The organism is Seohaeicola nanhaiensis, from assembly GCF_042654245.1.
GTDB classification, from domain to species: Bacteria; Pseudomonadota; Alphaproteobacteria; order Rhodobacterales; family Rhodobacteraceae; genus Seohaeicola_A; species Seohaeicola_A nanhaiensis.
The window spans coordinates 28,713-45,344 of record NZ_JBHSGI010000028.1 but is presented as its reverse complement, the minus strand read 5'-3'; the positions used below and the strand labels follow the sequence as shown (position 1 = coordinate 45,344).

Sequence of the window (16,632 nt, the reverse complement as noted above, 5' to 3'; positions counted from 1 at the left end):
ATCATCGCTTAGGCTTTACGAGTCAATCCCGATCGTGCGAGGGTGACGACATGACGGATGATGAGAACCTTGATTCAACCGAGGCAGAGGCACGTGCGGTCGAATCCCGCGCCGAGGCCTTCATCGGTGTGCGCGAAGCGCGGCGCAGCGAAGTGGCGGAAGATTATGTCGAACTGATCGCCGAACTCATCCACGAGAACGGCGAGGCCCGGCCGGTCGATATTGCGACACGCATGGGCGTGACCGCGCCAACAGTCGCCAAGACGCTTGGCCGTCTGGCGCGGGACGGCCTGATCACTCGCGCGAAATACCGCTCGGTCTTCCTGACCGAGGAAGGCCGGGCGCTCGCCAAGGAATGCAGACATCGCCACGAGATCGTCTTGCGGTTTCTCCTGAGCCTCGGGCTCGACCCCGAGACGGCTGAACGCGATGCCGAAGGCATCGAGCACCATGTCAGCGAACGGACGCTTGCGCTGTTCGCGGCGTTTTCCCAGCGGTCATAGTCGGGTGGTTGCCGTTGAAGTAAGCGGGTTGACCTTAGACTTTAACCTACCAATCGAGGGGTCCTCGAGGCAATGTTCTACAAATAGGCTGATAGGCGGTGTTAACCATTCTCCGGACGGACTTATTCCAAAGCTTCTGTGACGGGGATGCCAAGGGCGGTGTAGCTGTTGACGACTGCTAAGCGGAACTGAAGCTTCGCACCATGGCGGCCAAAGTCCGACGCGATGAGCGGCTGGCCAAGCAGTTTCACACATTGCATCTTCGTCTCGTCTCGTCTCGTCTCGTCTCGGCGCGGCTTCGGCGGGGATATCCGCTCCATTGTCGCCAGAGCGCGCAGCCCAGATACTGCGATGCCCGTATGGCCTAATTACGAGCCGCCGCTACAGCTATGATCTCCATCCAAGCTTTGCGTTCTAACGGGCGAAATAACGGAATGAGAGCCGGAGCCAGAGATGGCATCGTAGCATTTGCGAGTGGCGTAAGTTCCCTGTGCCGTGACGTTCCCGATCTCATGGTCGCGATATCGAAGCCGCTGTGCCTAAATTTCCAGACAATCTGCGACTTAACGAATTGTCGCTGCGCAACTTCGGACCAGGTATCGTGCGAGCAGTTTTCTCCTCCCAAGCAAACTGGAAACTGCAAGGATCGCATGTTTACTCACGAAAATTTGCCCTTGATCCTCTAGCCACTAGAAGTCCTATCTGTTCAAGGAGAACACATACCGTTCTTGCCATCAATCGCCGGTGGGAACCGAAAGGGTACGACATGCTGACAAGACGACACTTCATTCAAACAACAACGGCGCTATTTTCTGCGACCGTTCCCGGCGTGACGTTTGCCGATAGCTGGCCCACCGAGGCGCAGAAGGCTGAATGGGACGCACAGGTGACGCCTCCAAATTATGTCCCCGAAACCTCCAATCCCTGGGATTTGCACCCGCGGTTCCTGCCGCAACGAGTCCTTGCGAAGGCCGGTCTCGTGCCGGGAGATATCCATGTCGACGCGGTCGCACGATATCTTTACCACATTGAAGAGGGTGGAACCGCGATGCGCTACGGCGTGGCCATCGCGCGGGGGAACCTCTACGAGCCGGGTGTCTATACCATCAAGCGCAAGGTCAGGTGGCCGCACTGGCAACCGACACAGAGCATGATCAATCGCGACCCCGAACTTTATGCTGACATTGCCGATGGCATGGAACCGGGACCGGAAAACGCGCTTGGATCGAGGGCGCTGTATCTCTACGTCGGGGATCGCGATACCCTTTTGCGCATCCATGGCACTCCGAGCCCACGGAGTATCGGTGGCCGCGCAAGTTCGGGCTGCGTACGGATGGTCATGGCTCATATCAATGATCTTTACCCGAACGTCGAGACCGGCTCTACGGCCTATCTTTACTCGGCGGAGGACAGCGTGACTGCCCGCAGCTAAGCCAAGCAGCGGACGGCAAACGCAATTAAGTTTCGCGAGGGGTGCAGATACGATTGCCGTTCGCCGTGCGCAGCGGCAGCAAGGTTGTTTCTACGGGGCCGCTGTGTTTGTACCAGTAGCACCCGTCTTCCGGTACCAAGCGCGCAGTTGCAACATCCTGATCCGGGGCAGCCATTGCAATCACGGCTTCGGGAACGTTGCCCCCCTGTTTTGCCACGTCGCCCGGTCCAGTCGGCTGGACTGCGCACCCGGCCGTGAGCGACAGCGCCACTGCAACCATCATTTTTTGCTTCAGAATCAAAACCCGCATTAAGTTTCCTTTCGTGACTGTTTTTCTTTGCAGCGGCTGTTCATGCCTCAAGGCGTGATAGAGCCAGTCACCGCATCCTCTAGCAATAAAACAATCTGAAATACCACCGTATTTTGCTCTTGAAGCTCTAGCCACTGTAGGGGCTATGTCATGGTAAAGCACCCGAATCCAGAGGTCCATTCATGCCGTCCGACACCCATCGTCACGACCACGATCACGCCGAAGATGCCCAGACAAGCGGCGGCAGCTGCTGCGGGAGCGCCGGAACGTGCGGCGACATCGTTCCGGCGACCCCCGCGCCAGCGGGCGGGCGCAGTTTTCAGGTGTCCGGCCTCGATTGCGCCGAGGAGGTAGCAATCCTGAACAAGGTGGTCGGCCCGAAGATCGGCGGGGCCGAACATCTTGCGTTCGACGTGATCAATGGACGGATGACTATCCTCGACAGCGCCAAGAGTGTATCGGACGGCGAAATTGCAGAACTGGTCGCAAGCACCGGCATGACCGCCAAGCCCTGGGATGCCGAAAACGCGTCGGTCGACCAGGCGGCCCATCTTGCACGCCAGCGGCTGTTTACGGCGCTCAGTGGTGGCTTCTGGGCCGCGGGATTTCTGTGGCACATCATCGAGACCGGCATGGGGGGGGCACTTGGCCTCTTCGCAGGGCACGGCGAAGCGCCGATGCCACTGGTCGAGGCAGGGCTATTCGCGGTCGCGATCCTGTTCGGTGTTTGGCTCGTGGCGCCCAAGGCATGGTCGTCCGCACGGCGGCTGTCGCCCGACATGAACCTGCTCATGGTCGTCGCAGTCGCGGGTGCAATTGGCCTCGGCGAATTTTTCGAGGCGGCGACGGTTGCGTTCTTCTTCTCGCTCTCGCTTTTCCTCGAAAGCTGGAGCGTCGGGCGTGCGAGGAATGCGGTTTCAGCTCTGCTGGACCTGGCGCCGCCGACGGCAAGAATTCTTTATGATGACGGTTCGGAAGCGGACGTACCGGCTTCCGCGGTTGCTATCAACGCACGTTTCGTCGTGCGCGGCGGAGATCGCATCCCATTGGATGGTGAGGTTGTCGATGGGGCAGGGGCCGTCGATCAGGCGCCAATCACCGGAGAGAGTGCGCTGGTCCCAAAGGAACGGGGCGACGAAGTCTATGCCGGTACGATCAACGGCGAAGGCACACTGACGGTGCGCGCCACGAAGGCCGCCTCGGACACCGTGTTGGCCAAGATTATCCGCATGGTCGGCGACGCCCATGCCCGCCGTGCGCCGGTGGAGCAGTGGGTGGCGAAGTTCGCCCGCATCTACACGCCTATCGTCATGGCTCTCGCCATTGCAATTGCCCTGCTGCCGCCGCTCATTTTCGGTGGGGCCTGGGATTATTGGTTCTACAATGCACTCGTGCTGCTGGTGATCGCCTGCCCGTGTGCTCTGGTCATCTCGACACCGGTCTCCATCGTCGCCGCACTCACCGCCTCAGCGCGGGCTGGGGTGCTGATCAAGGGCGGTGCATATGTTGAGGCACCGGGCAAGACCACTGCACTGGCCATGGACAAGACCGGCACGATCACCATGGGCGAGCCGGAGGTGGCGGCGGTGCATCCGCTGGGCAAAGCATCGGCGCAAGATCTGATGACCCTCGCCGCTGGGCTGGAGGCACGTTCCTCGCATCCCTTGGCGCGCGCCATTCTCGCGCGGGCAGAAGCCGAAGGCATCAATGTGTCCGCCGCGCAAGATACCCGAACCGTTCCAGGTAGGGGACTTGAAGGACGCACAGACGGCCGGTCGATCTGGCTAGGGTCCGACCGGTTTGCCGAGGAGAAGGGTTTCGGCGACGCCATTCCGAAGGATCTGCGCGACCGCATCGAAGGGGCCGGCAGCACCCTTGTTGCCGTGGGCGACGACACCGGCGTCACCGGCATCCTGGAATTGCGCGACCGTATCCGCCCCGATGCCAAGGGCATCGTGGCACAGCTCCACGCGCAGGGCGTGAAGACCATCGTCATGCTGACGGGCGACAACGAGCGGACAGCGCGCGCTGTTGCAGCCGAGGTCGGCATCGACGAGGTCCGTGCCGAGCTTCTGCCCGAAGACAAGGTGACAGCTATCGAAGAACTGGTCGAAACGCATGACATGGTGGCCATGATCGGCGACGGGGTCAACGACGCCCCGGCCATGGCGCGCGCGCATTACGCCATCGCAATGGGTGCCGTTGGTTCGGACGCGGCAATCGAGACGGCGGATATTGCCCTGATGACAGACGACCTCGGGAAGGTGCCTTGGCTGATCGGTCATTCGCGCCGGACAATGTCGATTATCCATCAGAACATCGGTATTTCCTTGGCGACCAAGGGCGTTTTCGTTGTCGCTACCGCTTTCGGAGTGGCATCGATGTGGGGCGCTATTGCAGCCGATGTAGGAGTGTCATTGCTGGTGGTGGCCAACGCCCTGCGCCTGCTGAACAGCCAAGAGGCCAAGGCGCCGCCGTCTGGCGGTGAACAGGTTGGCGAAGGCTTGGCCAAAGGAGCGCTGGCACATGGTCATTGAACTGGGAGAACCCGGAAAGGAGCCGAGACGAGACATGAGCGTGAAGGGCAGGATGATGTGTCCGGTTTGCGAGGTGCCCTTGAGCATGACCGACCGCCAGGGGATCGAGATCGACTTCTGTCCCGATTGCCGGGGTGTCTGGCTCGACCGGGGTGAACTGGACAAGATCATCGAGCGTTCGGCACCCGATGTGGCGCCTCAGCGGGTGCCTGAGCCGCGCGGCTACGACGATGATCGCGGCTACCGGCGCGGAAAGCACGGCGGCGGCGACCGCAAGCACGGCTATCGACGCAAATCCTGGCTTCACGAGTTGTTCGATTAAGGCTTGCCGTGGTCTCCCTGCCGGTCGCCCTCAAGGCGCTGCGGTAGGCCCGCAAGGCATTCAGCGGTGAGCAGGTTGGTCCAGAGATGGCAAAGGCCGCGCTTGCCCACGGACATTGATCACGCAGCATTTGCAAGGTAACGTAATGTCCATATCAGACCTCACGAAAGAGGCATCGAGCAGTGAAAACCATCCGATTTCCCCGCCGCGCCGTCCTGTTGGGCGGATTGGCAGCGTTTTTGTCTGGCTGTGCCAGCAAGTTCCGCAGCTATGGCGGACCCGAAGTGACCCGTGTTCGGCTTTACAAGGGGCAGCGTTTGCTTGTTCTGGACGGAGCCGATCGCGTATTGCAAACCTATCCGGTCGGGCTGGGTTTCGCTCCTGAGGGTCACAAGCAATTCGAGGGAGACGGCCGGACCCCTGAGGGCGCTTACGTAGTCGATAAGCGCAACCCCGACAGTACGTATCATCTTTCGGTTGGCATCTCCTATCCGAATGAGGCCGACATCGCCTTTGCTGAAGCGCAGGGCCTTTCCCCCGGCGGCGACATCTTCATCCATGGTGGTCCACGCCCAGGCATCGACCCAACGGACGTCCGCGACTGGACAGCTGGCTGCATCGCGGTCACAGATCGGCAGATCGAGGACATCTATGCAATGGTGAAAGACGGAACACCGATCGACATCTACGCCTGATGGGAGGAGATGATCTTCCGTCAGATCAGGCAAATCGTCGGCACAGGGCCACGTTGATCGCTTCGATGGCGATCACGGCCAAAGTGACACTTGCCGCCGTGGGCCAGCGCAAGCACCCGGTACGCGTAAGGACACTACAATATGTGTCCAGCCGTGGCAGTGGCGAGACAGGCGGGCCCTAGCGGAGAAGAATACGTCTGGTCTCATGTCGAATTCAATCTATCCGAGGGCATAGACGATGGTCACGACGGTAACCATGACAACCATGAACATGGAGAATGCGCCAAGGGCGAGCGTACGGCCCATGTCTCGGTTCGGCTTCCCTACTTTCAGACGCAGTTCCTCCGCGGTTTCCGGAAACTCGAGCGCCGCCGCATTCGATTGGCGCATCAGGTCGTAGCGGGACGTCCAGCGCCGTTCCTCCGCCGCGTTCCAGCCGTTCAGCACCAGAATGATTGCCGCGATGAGAACCATCGACGACGGGACCCAGATTACGTAGCCACCGATTGTCTCGTCAGCCAGGGCGCGAAGTCGGCCACCGCTCGCTGCGATGATTTCTGATCCATAGAGAGGCACCTCTTTGAGCGTTGTCAGGGAGCCCAGAAAGATGTTGGAAACGATCACCACGAACCCTGACATCAGCCGAGCACCGCGCCGCGCTCCTTCAGGCGGATCACGCAGATCGAACAGCATAGCAAAGTACCAAAGCCCAGCCAGCACCATAGACAGATGTGCTAGCGCTTCCATCGCCGCAATACGTTGTGTAAGGGCGTAGATCATCGGGATCTGCCAGACGAAAAGCGCACCAATCAACAAGGAGGTGGCAGATGCAGGAAGCGCCAAGAATCGCGGGATGCGCGCACGCCCAATCGCGGCAAGGCGTCGGCGCCATTCCCTTTTCAATCCGGCTTGAAGGACAAGCCAGGGTTGAGAAACCGCAATGAGAATGGGTCCTGCCAGTCGCAGAAGAAGATGCTCGGCCTGGTGTACCGAAAACAGACTGTGCCCCAATGGCGGGAGCGGCCCATTCGTCGCGACGAGGACGGCCGCGAGGCCGACAAAGAAGACGGCTCGACGCCAGCCAGAAACCCTTCCGAGACAGCGAGCGTGTATTTTGAGCCCACGCAAAAACAGCCATGCTGTAAGACCGACAACAATGAGCGACACCGGTGACAGCACATAGCCGAAAGGGTCGTAAAGGAAGAAGAAGTTCGTGATCATTCGCTCTGGCCCTCGCTCATCCGAGGGTTGTCGGAGGTAGCCGGTGTGAGCCGCGATATCCCGGAAGCGCCGCCACGGGCTAGTGACAGATCGGTCGACATGGCGAGGTATTCGCCTTGTATCCACGAGGGAAAAAGATTGTCGTAGAATCGAGATAGCGGATGTCCCGACTGTCCGGCGGGCGAGATGTAGTATGATCCCGCTGCTCCCGATATCGACATGACCGCCTGAAAATTGCTTCCGGCACTCACAAGGAATGGACGGTCTTCTTCAACACCAAATGACGTCAAGAATTGCGTAAAGGGATCGCCTGAGATCGGCGCTTGAAGGGACAGCAGGTCGGTCAGCAACCCACGTGAACTGATCGGCGACCACTGCATGTCCAATGTATGCTCCTCCCCCCAGGTCCAGGTCGAAAGATCGCGCCCATATCGATCGACCAGCCAGCCAAGGGCATCATCCAAGGCCACGCGAACCTGCTCCTCACATGTCTCTCGAGGTGACGATGGACGGATGTCGCACCAGATCGCGCTGCCGCGACGATCACTGAGTACCGCATAAAGAAAGTCCGGGTTCGGACGGGTCCAGAGTTGCTTCGCTGTCGGAAACTCGTCTTTCAAAATGCGCTGCTGCAAAGCCCAGACCCAGGTCCAAAACAGCAGAGGTTCCGGCGCATATCGATCCATTTCGCCATTCCACGACGCAAGCCTGTCCAGTAGCTCACGACGAAGGTCGTCCGTATCGGTGCCTTCGATGCTGTCTCTGGACTGCACGAACCAAAGCTCTTTCGCCATTAGGGGCAGGAGGGTTCGCGCCACGGAACTTACGGTGTCCCTTTGAACACCCATGACGCCTTCTGTCGAGAAGATCGATTGCCGCGTTTCAAGCTCCGCCAGTCGAATGTCGCGAAATGACGACGCCCGTACGGCTTCCTCTTTTGGCCAACGGTCAACGGTCTCTCGATCAATTACCAATGCCTCCATGCCCTTCGGCAACATGTCTGCGGCAACTCTAGTGGCATCGTTCGCGTCGGCTGAACGCGCAAACAGCTCCAGCATCGTCAGGAAACCTGCCGTCTGCATGGGTGATGGCCCCCCTGGCGCCTCCTCGTCTGGCACGGGAAGTGACCGGAAGGCCCAGGCGACGCGCGCGTTGCGACCAACAATAACGAAAGGTACGCCCGGCATTGTGGCCCCTATGGCCGGCCCCGTCGAAAATTGAAGATCAGCGAGATACCATTCCGAGGGAAGCGACAGGGAACCGCTGATTTCGGCGGCGAGAATTGGCGTCCCGGTAGCGGTTCGGTCACCGTCCATCGCCCACGCATTGAGGCGCTGCTGCGGATCAGTCGCAAGTAGTTCGGGCGCTCTCGGGCGATCCGTCGGTATAATGGCACCTGATATACTCGGCATTCCTTCCCGTGCGCTTCCCGGTCGCAGGCCATTCAGGAAAGACCGGGCAATCCTCAGGCTATCGCCGGGTGTCCAGGCCGCGATCGACCGTTCGTCTGCGATCAGCAGCTCCGGAGAGCCTCTGCCACGCCCGCCTTCCGACACAAGCTCGAGCCACGCATTGACGCCCGCGGCATAGGACGCGAGCGCGTCTGAGACCGCTGGCGCAACGGACAATGTCCCATCGGCTGGCCACGAAGCTTCCGCTTTTCGCCTTGCCCTTAACAGTTGACCGAGCCTGTCTTGGGCGTGAACGAAGCCGATCGCGAAGTAGACATCTGCAGCGGAAGTCGCGGAGATGTGCGGGACTGCCGAAGAATCTCGCAGAATGTCGACCGGTCCGCCTAAGCCTGCGACCGTGAAGTCCTCGTCGTAGTCGGGAACGGATGCGCTCAGCAGAAAATAGACCAACCCGGAACCAACCGATACCGTGATGCAGATTGCCAGAAACCCGTACAGCAATATGTTGAAAAGCCGTCTCATGTCGGTGCTGTTTCGAAACCCTTCTTAAAAAAAGATGCGCAAGAGGACCACCGATATGAAATAGGTGAGAAGACCGAAGGCGATCGCCGAACTCGCCGCATACTGGAGGATATCCAGCCGGTTTCCTTTTCGGCGTCGCGCCAGATATCCACCCCAGATCGCACCCGCGACAATGCCCGCGATTACCAGCATGACTTTTTCTCCGTTCTTGTTCTCTTGTTGCACCGGTGTGTGCCGACCAGACCTGCAGCCAGTCCGACGGCCCAAGTAGTGAAGATGAGAGCCAGCAGCGCCCAGTCACCGAAGCGCGCATAGAGCGTTGACGGATGAGCAGAGGGCAGAGCCGCATCTATGACACCGGTTTCTCCGTTGCCGAGCCGCGCGACGAGGTCACCGTTTGCGTCGATGATCGCGGAGATCCCTGTGTTTGCGGCCCGGACGATGGGAAGCCCTTCCTCGACAGCGCGCATGCGTGCGGACGCGAGGTGCTGCTCCGGTCCAATGCTGGTTCCGAACCAAGCATCGTTGGTCGCATTGAAAATCCAGTCCGGCCGGAACAGATCGTCGACCACATGGCTTGGGAAGATGATCTCATAGCAGATCGCCACGGCGACCAGCGGCACACCCGGAAGCGCAAGCGTTCGCGGGCCCGGTCCGGGCGTAAAGTCGCCCAGACCCGCCGTGAGCCGCTCGATGGGCAACCAGCCACGGAATGGCACATATTCGCCGAAGGGTACGAGATGGTGTTTCGCGTATCCGGTCAGGATTCTGCCGGTCGCGCCAAAAGCCTGGACCGTGTTGAAATATCGGGTGCCATCCTCGCTCGGTACACGGTCCGGCACACCGGTGAGCAGCACCCTGCCCTCTGTGAGCGCAGCGGCAATGCGGGCCTGCGCCTCCGTATCCTCGTCGAGGAAACCCGGAAAGGCGGTTTCCGGCCAGAGAAGCACGTCGAAATCGCCGCGCCGGGTTGAAAGCTCAAGATAGCGCGCGAATGTCGCCTCGCGGTTCTCGGGCGCCCATTTCTCCTCTTGTGGAATGTTGCCCTGGACGATGCGCAGGTCGACACCGGGTGGCTGTTGTGCATCCGACTGGAGGCGCAGCGTGCCGACAGCCCACATCGTCGCGATTCCGGCCAGCGCCATGAGCGAAACGGTCAATCGTTGCCGCCCGGACGCCATAGCAGCCGCGCCAGGGAGTACCGCGACGAACACGGTGAGAAAGCTTAGCCCATAGCTTCCGACCCAGGCGGCGGTCTGGCGAAGGGCGGCGTAGTCTACAAGTGCGTAACCGGCCAGATTCCAGGGAAACCCTGTCAGAACGTGACCACGCAACCACTCGGCCACGGTCCAGGAGGTCGCGAACAGGAGGCAGGCCAAGAGACTGCCCATGGCTCCGCGCCGCGCGATTTCGGCAAAAAGCGCAGCGGCAATGGCTGGGAAAATCGCGAGACCTGCGGACAATCCCGCGACCGCCGGAATCGCCATCGTCCCAAACCGCTCGGCCTCGACGTAGAAACTTTCCGCGATCCACCAAATCCCGAAACCGAACTGGCCGAGACCAAACGCCCAGCCGACGAGGAAAGCACGCCCGAAGGAGAGATCGCGAAGCCCGACAAACAACGCGGAATAGGCAACGGGAACAAGCAGGAGAATCGAAAGAGGCGGGAAAGTCAGAACGGTCATCGCCCCGGCGGCGAAACCAAGCGTCATCCGCGAAAGAAAACGGTGGCGCAGAGCGATGCGGTTCAGAATTTCCGGCTTCACGACTTGATCGAACGCCGCGCGCTGATCCATGGCGCGGCGAGCAAGAGCCCCACGCCACTGACGACAAATACATCGGCCAAGTTGAAGGCAGGCCAATGTGTTGTGCCAATGTAGAAATCGAGAAAGTCTGTTACAGCCCGATACCGCACACGATCGATGACATTGCCCAGGGCTCCGCCAATGATCGCACCGTAGGCAAGCATTTCCACCGCATTGTCGGCGCGAAACAGCATAACCCCTAGCCAAACACAGATGGCAAGAGCGAGAGCGATTAGGCTCCACCACGGAGCGCCGCCCAGCATCCCGAAAGTCACGCCGTCATTACGATAAAAGACGAGGTTGAATCCCGGAAACACGGAAATCCCGGCGCTTAAAGTGGCGGCATCCGCAACAACAATGGCTTTGGTGATCTGATCAATCGCGAACGCAGCAAGCGCCGCGAAGACGCCGATCACCGGAGATACCTTGTTTAGTGACATTGTCTCATCCCAACCAGACATCGAGAAACAGCATCAGAACGAGCCCGACTGCGAGACCGAGCGTCGCCCTGTTCTGATGGCCGCTGCGATGGGTTTCGGGGATAATTTCGTGGCTGATGACGTAGAGCATTGCGCCCGCGGCAAAGGCCAGTCCCCATGGCAGCAGCGGTTCCGACAGTGTGATGATCCCGGCCCCGAGCAGGCCGCCAATCGGCTCGACCATGCCCGTCAGCGCCGCGATGCCCCAGGCGCGCAGCTTCGGATATCCCTCGCCCAGCAGAGATACAGCGACGGCCAATCCTTCGGGCGCATTCTGAAGCCCGATGCCGACAGCAAGCGGCAAACCGCCCTCCATACCTCCGGATCCGAAGCCGACCCCCACGGCAAGGCCTTCGGGGAAGTTGTGGATCGTGATCGCAATGATGAACAACCAGACCCGCCGCAAAGACGCCGCTTCGGGCCCTTCGCGTCCCATCTTGAAGTGCTCGTGCGGCAGCTTTTCGTTCATCAGGGCGACAGCCCCCATGCCCAGAAGAATCGAAACGCATACGATGGCCGCAGGCATCGCGCCGTTTTCGAACATCGGCTCCGCCGCATCCAATGCCGGGATGATCAGCGAAAAGAAAGAAGCGGCGAGCATCACACCGGCAGCGAAGCCGAGCGACAGATCGCGTGTGGCCCGAGACGGGATGCGCCCGAACAGCACGGGAACCGCTCCGACTGCTGTGAGCGATCCGGCGGCAAGACTTCCGAGAAAGCCGAGCATTATCGGAGACAGATTTCCCATGGGCGGGCCAGATTATCCTTCGGCGTAGCTCGAAAAGACTTCCGTCGACCCGTCCTTGCGGATGAGGAAGACATCATAGGCTTCACGGTCGTCTTCTGGCCCCATGCCGGGCGAGCCATAGGGCATCCCCGGAACAGCGAGGCCGACGGCGTCCGGGCGCTCCTCGAGAAGGCGGCGGATGTCAGCGGCCGGTACATGGCCCTCGATCACGTAGCCGTCAATGAGCGCGGTGTGGCAGGAGACCATGCGCTGCGGCACGCCGTTGTCTAGCTTGAAGCGCACGAGAAGCCCGCCGAACATGTCCTGGCCGGTCGGCACAAACCCGTTCTCTTCGAGATGTTTCATCCACGAGAGGCAGCAGCCGCATCCGTTGGTCTTGCGGACGTCGATCGCCGTTGCCTCTGCGAGGGCCTGGGCCGCTGGGAACAGGGCGAGCGTGATGGCGAGAGCTTGGGTCATGCGTTTCATGGGTCAGAGCCTTTCGGTTGTCGTTTTGGCAATCTCGCTGCCGAGGTTTTCATTCAGAAGCGCGCGCGCCTCGGCCAGACGCGAGAGCGCGGCGGTATCATCCGCTTCGCTCTCGGCTGCTTCGGCGAGCCGGTCGTCAGTGAGGGGGTCAGTCGGGCGCCCATCCACGAGGACTTCGTAGTGCAGGTTCGGACCTGTCGCCGTGCCAGTCGCGCCGACGCGGCCGATCACATCTCCCGCCGCAACGCGTTGGCCTTGTGCCAGGTCTTCCGGCACGGCGCTCAGATGCGCGTAGCGCGTCATGGTGTCGGAGCCGTGCGAGATTTCGACCACACGGCCATAGCCACCGCGCCAGCCAATGAAACTAACCCGCCCCGGTGCCGTCGATTGAACCGGTGTCCCACGTGCCGCTGCGAAATCGACGCCGGTGTGCATCCGGACGTTGCCAAAGACCGGATGCGTGCGGCGTCCGAACACCGAGCTGAGGCGCGCACCCTCGACCGGCTGTGCGAAGACGCGCAGCACCTCGCCATCGACGTAGATCGTCGCCTGACCGCTGCCGTCGTCCGGCCATACGATCTCGTAAAGCGAACCGCCGACCTCCAGTGCGGCGAAGGCGAGTTCGGGCTGTCCGATCCTGTCCTCTCCGACCCGCGCCTCACGCCAGAGAAGCCTTAGTGTTTCGCCACCGGCCATCTCGCGGCGGAAATCCACGGTCCCACCCAGCATCTGCGCAAGGTCCACGGAAAAACGGGCGGGTATGCCGGCTTCGTCGAGTGCCGCGAAGATCGAGCTGTCGATCACGGCTTCGCCGGCAAGGGTTACGATCTCCGGATCCGGAGCCACGACCTGTGTGGACAACTGCTCGCCGAAAACCACCTCGATCCGAACCCCGTCCTCGACGGCGAGTGAGACGGTGCGGGGGCTGCCGTCCACGGTCGAAGCGACAGTGACCGAGTGCCCCGGCCGCAGCCGTCGCAGATCGTATTCCGCACCAAGCGCGAGGGCAACTTCGGCTCTGTCAGGTGCCGCAAGACCGGCCTCTGACAGCAAGAAATCGAGCGTTTCGCCCGGAGCAATGTCGCGCGACCACGTCGACAGGGGTGGCTCGATCGCTTGCACCGGCCTGTCGGCAAACGCGGCCTGCAGAAGGGGCAGCGGGCTGAGGTCGGGTGCATCGTCTGCCCATGCCGCCGCGGGCAGCGTCACGGGGATGTCAACGTTCTGGGGGGCTTCAGGACCTTGGGGCATCCAGCTACCTGCCTGGGCAAGTTCCGGCGGCACGGGTTCTTTCGACATGGAATCAGAGATGGCGATAGCCGCTCCCGAAACCGTCCCCGCAATTGCGACACAAGCCGCCAAAGATCTGAGCCTCATGTCGCCCCCTCCATTTCTTCTTCCAGCGCGCGGCGGATCTTCGGCACCGCGAATTCTTTGGGCTCGTGATAGTCGATCATGGTGACGAATCGCCCAGAGGCTGCGAACAGGAAGACGCTCGCGGTGTGGTTCATCGTGTAATCGCCGCTCTCCGCCGGTACTCGCTCGTAGGTGGCGCGGAAGCCGTCCGCGACGCGCGCTATCTGCTCTTCCGGTCCCGTCCAGCCACGTATCCCAGGATGGAAGTAGCCGACATATTCCGCCATCGCCTCGACGGTATCGCGCTCGGGGTCGACCGTAATGAAGACCACGTTCATCTCGTCGGCCTCGTCTCCCAGATCGTCGAGCCATCCCGAAATGTCCGAGAGCGTGGTCGGGCAGACATCGGGACAGTAGGTGAAGCCGAAGAACACCATCGTCGGGCGACCGATCAGGGTTTCCGGCCCGACCGCGTTGCCCTCATGATCCGTCAGACGGAAATCCATCTCGGTCAGGGCCATAGGCCGCTGCCCGACAGGTTCGGGTCCACCGGGTCCATCGACCTGCCACCAACCGACGAAGAGCATCAGGGCGACCGCCCCGACACCAGCCGCGCCGTACCCCAGGATCGCCCGTCGCCGCATCAGTCCTCCGGCCCTCGCGCGGCGATGCCGAGGATCGGCACATGGACCGTCACTTCGCCTCCGTCGTCGAAAAGCAGGGTCAGCGGAAAGGTGTCCCCTTCCGTCATCGGTTCTTTCAGCCGCATCAGCATCGCGTGCAGGCCGCCCGGCTCGAGCGCGACGCTTTCGCCAGGGGCGATCGCGATCTCCCCCGCCGGGCTCATGGAACTCACACCTTCGGCATTGGTCTTCGTCTCGTGAATTTCGGGCATCATCGCGAGCGGTGTTGTAAGGCCGATCAGCGTCACCGGTTCGTCGCCAGTGTTGCGGATCGCCATGTAGGCGGCCCCGGGGCGGTTCATCCCGATGGAGGCGCGGGACCACGCGTTCTCGACGACAACATCCTCTGGTCCGGCCAGCGCGGGCACTGAGAGCCCTCCAAAGGTCAAAAGCACGGCCAGTGTGCCGGTCAAAATATACTTTTTCATCGTTCTGATCCTGCCCTTTCCATTCAGCTTTACGCGGCAGCGACTTCGGCAGCCACCAATCGCCGCAGTTCTGCCTCCCCGAACGGATCGAGCGGCTTGCCGTTCACGAAGAATGTGGGCGTCTGGCGAATTCCCACGGTCTCGACGTCAGCACGATCCTGGTTCAGGATCGCCACGACATCGGGTGCCAGCATTTGCGTGCGCGCGGCCTCGGCATCGAGTCCGGCCGTGGCGGCGATTTGAAGGATCAGACCAGGCTCCGGGGCACCGTGCGACGCCCATCTCGGCTGTTCCCGCAAAACGGCCTCGAGCACCGGCACGTAAATGTCCTGCATGCGCGCAGCCTCGAGCACGCGGATCGCTTCCTCGGATGCCGCGCCGTGGAAGGGCGTGTAGCGGATCACGACGCGGACAGCATCCCCATGCTCGGCCATGATGTCCTTCACGATGGGATGAAAGGCGCGACAGGCCTCGCAGGCCGGATCGAAGAATTCGACGATCGTGACGGGCGCTTCCGCAGGCCCGAGGATGGGCGAGTAGGGGCGGATCATCGCGTCCGCGAGTTCCGGCGCAACAGGCTCCGCTTCGGCCACCGGGCCGGGGCGGGTTGCAAACCAGGTGGCTCCGCCGAAACCGGCGACGCCGAGGGCGAGAACGGACAGGATCAGGCCGCGTCGGTTCATGTTCGTGTGTCCTTCAATGAAAGGGCCGAAAGCGCCCCGATCAGCGCGAAGGCGGCGAGCGCCATCAGCGGGATAGGGATGCCTAAGACCAGTTGGTTGTCATCGGTGCAAGAGGGGCCGGTCGCCGTGCAGGGCTGGATGCGTTCGGGAACAAGACCGACGTACAGTCCAATGTGCCACAGGGCGACTGCGCCGCCGCCAAGCGCCAATGCGATGCCATAGCGCCCCACGCGGCCGTCCCGCCACCAAAGGCCCAGCCCGAGGATAATGGCCAAGGGGAACATGAAGGCGCGCTGGAACCAGCACAGCACACAGGGCGTCTGCCCCAGCACCTCGCCGATGAAAAGCACGGCAAGCGAGGCGACGAGCGCGATGATCCACGCCAGCCCGAGGGCTGTTTCTCCGGACATACGGTTCATGTCGGTCAGATCCTCTCTTCCAGGTCGGCGAGGATCTCTTCGGCGGAGGTGCCGTAGGGCCACGAGTCGGCGAAGCCCGCGTCGGGATCGAAGAGGAACAGATGCGACGTGTGGCCCATCGTGTAACCATCCGGCGCCGCAGCCTCTTCGACGCGTTCGAAGAAGATCGGAAAGGTCTCGGATGTGGCGGCGATCTGTTCCGGCATGCCGGTCAGCCCGATGATGCCCGCATCGAACAGCGGGACGTATCCGGCGAGTGCTGCGGGCGTGTCTCGTTCAGGGTCGATTGTTATGAAAATCGGCTGGACCTTGGCGGCATCGTCGCCCAGACCGTCCATCACCGCCGCGACCTCGGATAGGGTCGTCGGGCAGACGTCGGGGCAGTTGGTAAAGCCGAAAAAAACCAGCATCCAGCGCCCCGCAAAGTCCTCCTCGGTTCGAACCATACCCTGGTGGTCCGTCAGTTCGAACTCAGCGAAAAAAGGCGGTTCGGCGTCGGTTCGGGCGCTATCGGAACGATAGTCGGACCAGAGCAGAAGCCACACGAAGGCAAGCGCTGCCACGCCTGCCAAAACCCAAAGAAACTTCTGTGCCGATGTAAGGGACAAT

General features: G+C 61.4%; 19 protein-coding genes and 1 pseudogene. 5 read left to right on the top strand and 15 right to left on the bottom strand.

From position 1 onward, the window contains the following. Positions 1–50 precede the first annotated feature (50 nt). Complete coding sequence (gene mntR, locus ACFO5X_RS19085; RefSeq protein ID WP_009815500.1) at positions 51–503, top strand: manganese-binding transcriptional regulator MntR; 453 nt, start codon at positions 51–53, stop codon at positions 501–503. A 122-nt stretch (positions 504–625) separates the two neighbouring features. On the opposite strand, the pseudogene ACFO5X_RS19080 reads toward mntR, so the two are convergent. Further along, positions 626–1,021, bottom strand: a pseudogene (locus ACFO5X_RS19080) (transposase); the annotation flags it as partial. 248 nt (positions 1,022–1,269) lie between these two features. Between ACFO5X_RS19080 and ACFO5X_RS19075 the strand changes: the two are divergent. Continuing rightward, complete coding sequence (locus tag ACFO5X_RS19075) at positions 1,270–1,935, top strand: L,D-transpeptidase (RefSeq protein WP_088635921.1); 666 nt, start codon at positions 1,270–1,272, stop codon at positions 1,933–1,935. Positions 1,936–1,960: 25 nt separating this feature from the next. Here the strand turns inward: ACFO5X_RS19075 and ACFO5X_RS19070 are convergent, their stop codons facing one another. Then, a complete protein-coding gene (locus ACFO5X_RS19070; RefSeq protein WP_088635920.1) occupies positions 1,961–2,245 on the bottom strand; it encodes a hypothetical protein in 285 nt (94 codons plus the stop codon). 182 nt (positions 2,246–2,427) lie between these two features. On the opposite strand from ACFO5X_RS19070, the gene ACFO5X_RS19065 reads away from it, so the two are divergent. The 3 genes from ACFO5X_RS19065 (at position 2,428) to ACFO5X_RS19055 (ending at position 5,799) form a co-directional block, all read left to right on the top strand. Further along, positions 2,428–4,782: a heavy metal translocating P-type ATPase gene (locus ACFO5X_RS19065; protein WP_271690351.1), complete on the top strand. Its 2,355-nt coding sequence runs from the start codon at positions 2,428–2,430 to the stop codon at positions 4,780–4,782. 34 nt (positions 4,783–4,816) lie between these two features. Continuing rightward, complete coding sequence (locus ACFO5X_RS19060) at positions 4,817–5,104, top strand: TFIIB-type zinc ribbon-containing protein (protein WP_071974146.1); 288 nt, start codon at positions 4,817–4,819, stop codon at positions 5,102–5,104. 182 nt (positions 5,105–5,286) lie between these two features. Beyond that, a complete protein-coding gene (locus ACFO5X_RS19055) occupies positions 5,287–5,799 on the top strand; it encodes a L,D-transpeptidase family protein (protein ID WP_035367119.1) in 513 nt (170 codons plus the stop codon). A 219-nt stretch (positions 5,800–6,018) separates the two neighbouring features. On the opposite strand, the gene ACFO5X_RS19050 is transcribed toward ACFO5X_RS19055, so the two are convergent. From ACFO5X_RS19050 to ACFO5X_RS18990, 13 genes are read right to left on the bottom strand one after another with little or no spacing between them, the layout of a single operon-like run. Further along, a complete protein-coding gene (locus ACFO5X_RS19050) occupies positions 6,019–7,020 on the bottom strand; it encodes a cytochrome c oxidase assembly protein (RefSeq protein ID WP_088635918.1) in 1,002 nt (333 codons plus the stop codon). Then, positions 7,017–8,954: a penicillin acylase family protein gene (locus ACFO5X_RS19045; protein WP_088635917.1), complete on the bottom strand. Its 1,938-nt coding sequence runs from the start codon at positions 8,952–8,954 to the stop codon at positions 7,017–7,019. Before ACFO5X_RS19045 ends, ACFO5X_RS19050 begins: the two co-directional genes overlap by 4 nt. 24 nt (positions 8,955–8,978) lie before the next feature. Beyond that, the gene (locus ACFO5X_RS19040; protein WP_009815492.1) at positions 8,979–9,146 is read right to left on the bottom strand and encodes a hypothetical protein; all 168 of its coding nucleotides are present in this window, start codon (positions 9,144–9,146) and stop codon (positions 8,979–8,981) included. Beyond that, on the bottom strand, positions 9,137–10,750 hold the full coding sequence (gene lnt / locus ACFO5X_RS19035; protein ID WP_088635916.1) for an apolipoprotein N-acyltransferase: 1,614 nt from the start codon (positions 10,748–10,750) through the stop codon (positions 9,137–9,139). Before lnt ends, ACFO5X_RS19040 begins: the two co-directional genes overlap by 10 nt. Next, positions 10,717–11,175, bottom strand: coding sequence for a signal peptidase II (lspA, locus tag ACFO5X_RS19030; protein ID WP_088635915.1), 459 nt, complete (start codon positions 11,173–11,175; stop codon positions 10,717–10,719). Before lspA ends, lnt begins: the two co-directional genes overlap by 34 nt. A gap of 28 nt (positions 11,176–11,203) precedes the next feature. After that, the gene (locus ACFO5X_RS19025) at positions 11,204–11,986 is read right to left on the bottom strand and encodes a ZIP family metal transporter (protein WP_380719914.1); all 783 of its coding nucleotides are present in this window, start codon (positions 11,984–11,986) and stop codon (positions 11,204–11,206) included. Between the two features lie 12 nt (positions 11,987–11,998). Continuing rightward, on the bottom strand, positions 11,999–12,454 hold the full coding sequence (locus tag ACFO5X_RS19020) for a DUF411 domain-containing protein (protein ID WP_043772538.1): 456 nt from the start codon (positions 12,452–12,454) through the stop codon (positions 11,999–12,001). Between the two features lie 3 nt (positions 12,455–12,457). Then, complete coding sequence (locus ACFO5X_RS19015) at positions 12,458–13,831, bottom strand: M23 family metallopeptidase (protein ID WP_271690352.1); 1,374 nt, start codon at positions 13,829–13,831, stop codon at positions 12,458–12,460. Further along, positions 13,828–14,454 carry an SCO family protein gene (locus tag ACFO5X_RS19010; protein ID WP_088635913.1) on the bottom strand — a complete coding sequence of 209 codons (627 nt, stop codon included), beginning with the start codon at positions 14,452–14,454 and terminating at the stop codon, positions 13,828–13,830. Before ACFO5X_RS19010 ends, ACFO5X_RS19015 begins: the two co-directional genes overlap by 4 nt. Continuing rightward, complete coding sequence (locus ACFO5X_RS19005) at positions 14,454–14,921, bottom strand: copper chaperone PCu(A)C (RefSeq protein ID WP_088635912.1); 468 nt, start codon at positions 14,919–14,921, stop codon at positions 14,454–14,456. Before ACFO5X_RS19005 ends, ACFO5X_RS19010 begins: the two co-directional genes overlap by 1 nt. Before the next feature lie 29 nt (positions 14,922–14,950). Beyond that, a complete protein-coding gene (locus ACFO5X_RS19000; protein WP_088635911.1) occupies positions 14,951–15,604 on the bottom strand; it encodes a DsbA family protein in 654 nt (217 codons plus the stop codon). After that, positions 15,601–16,023: a disulfide bond formation protein B gene (locus ACFO5X_RS18995; RefSeq protein ID WP_380719910.1), complete on the bottom strand. Its 423-nt coding sequence runs from the start codon at positions 16,021–16,023 to the stop codon at positions 15,601–15,603. Before ACFO5X_RS18995 ends, ACFO5X_RS19000 begins: the two co-directional genes overlap by 4 nt. A 5-nt stretch (positions 16,024–16,028) precedes the next feature. Further along, complete coding sequence (locus ACFO5X_RS18990; RefSeq protein WP_380720124.1) at positions 16,029–16,595, bottom strand: SCO family protein; 567 nt, start codon at positions 16,593–16,595, stop codon at positions 16,029–16,031. Positions 16,596–16,632: the final 37 nt, after the last annotated feature.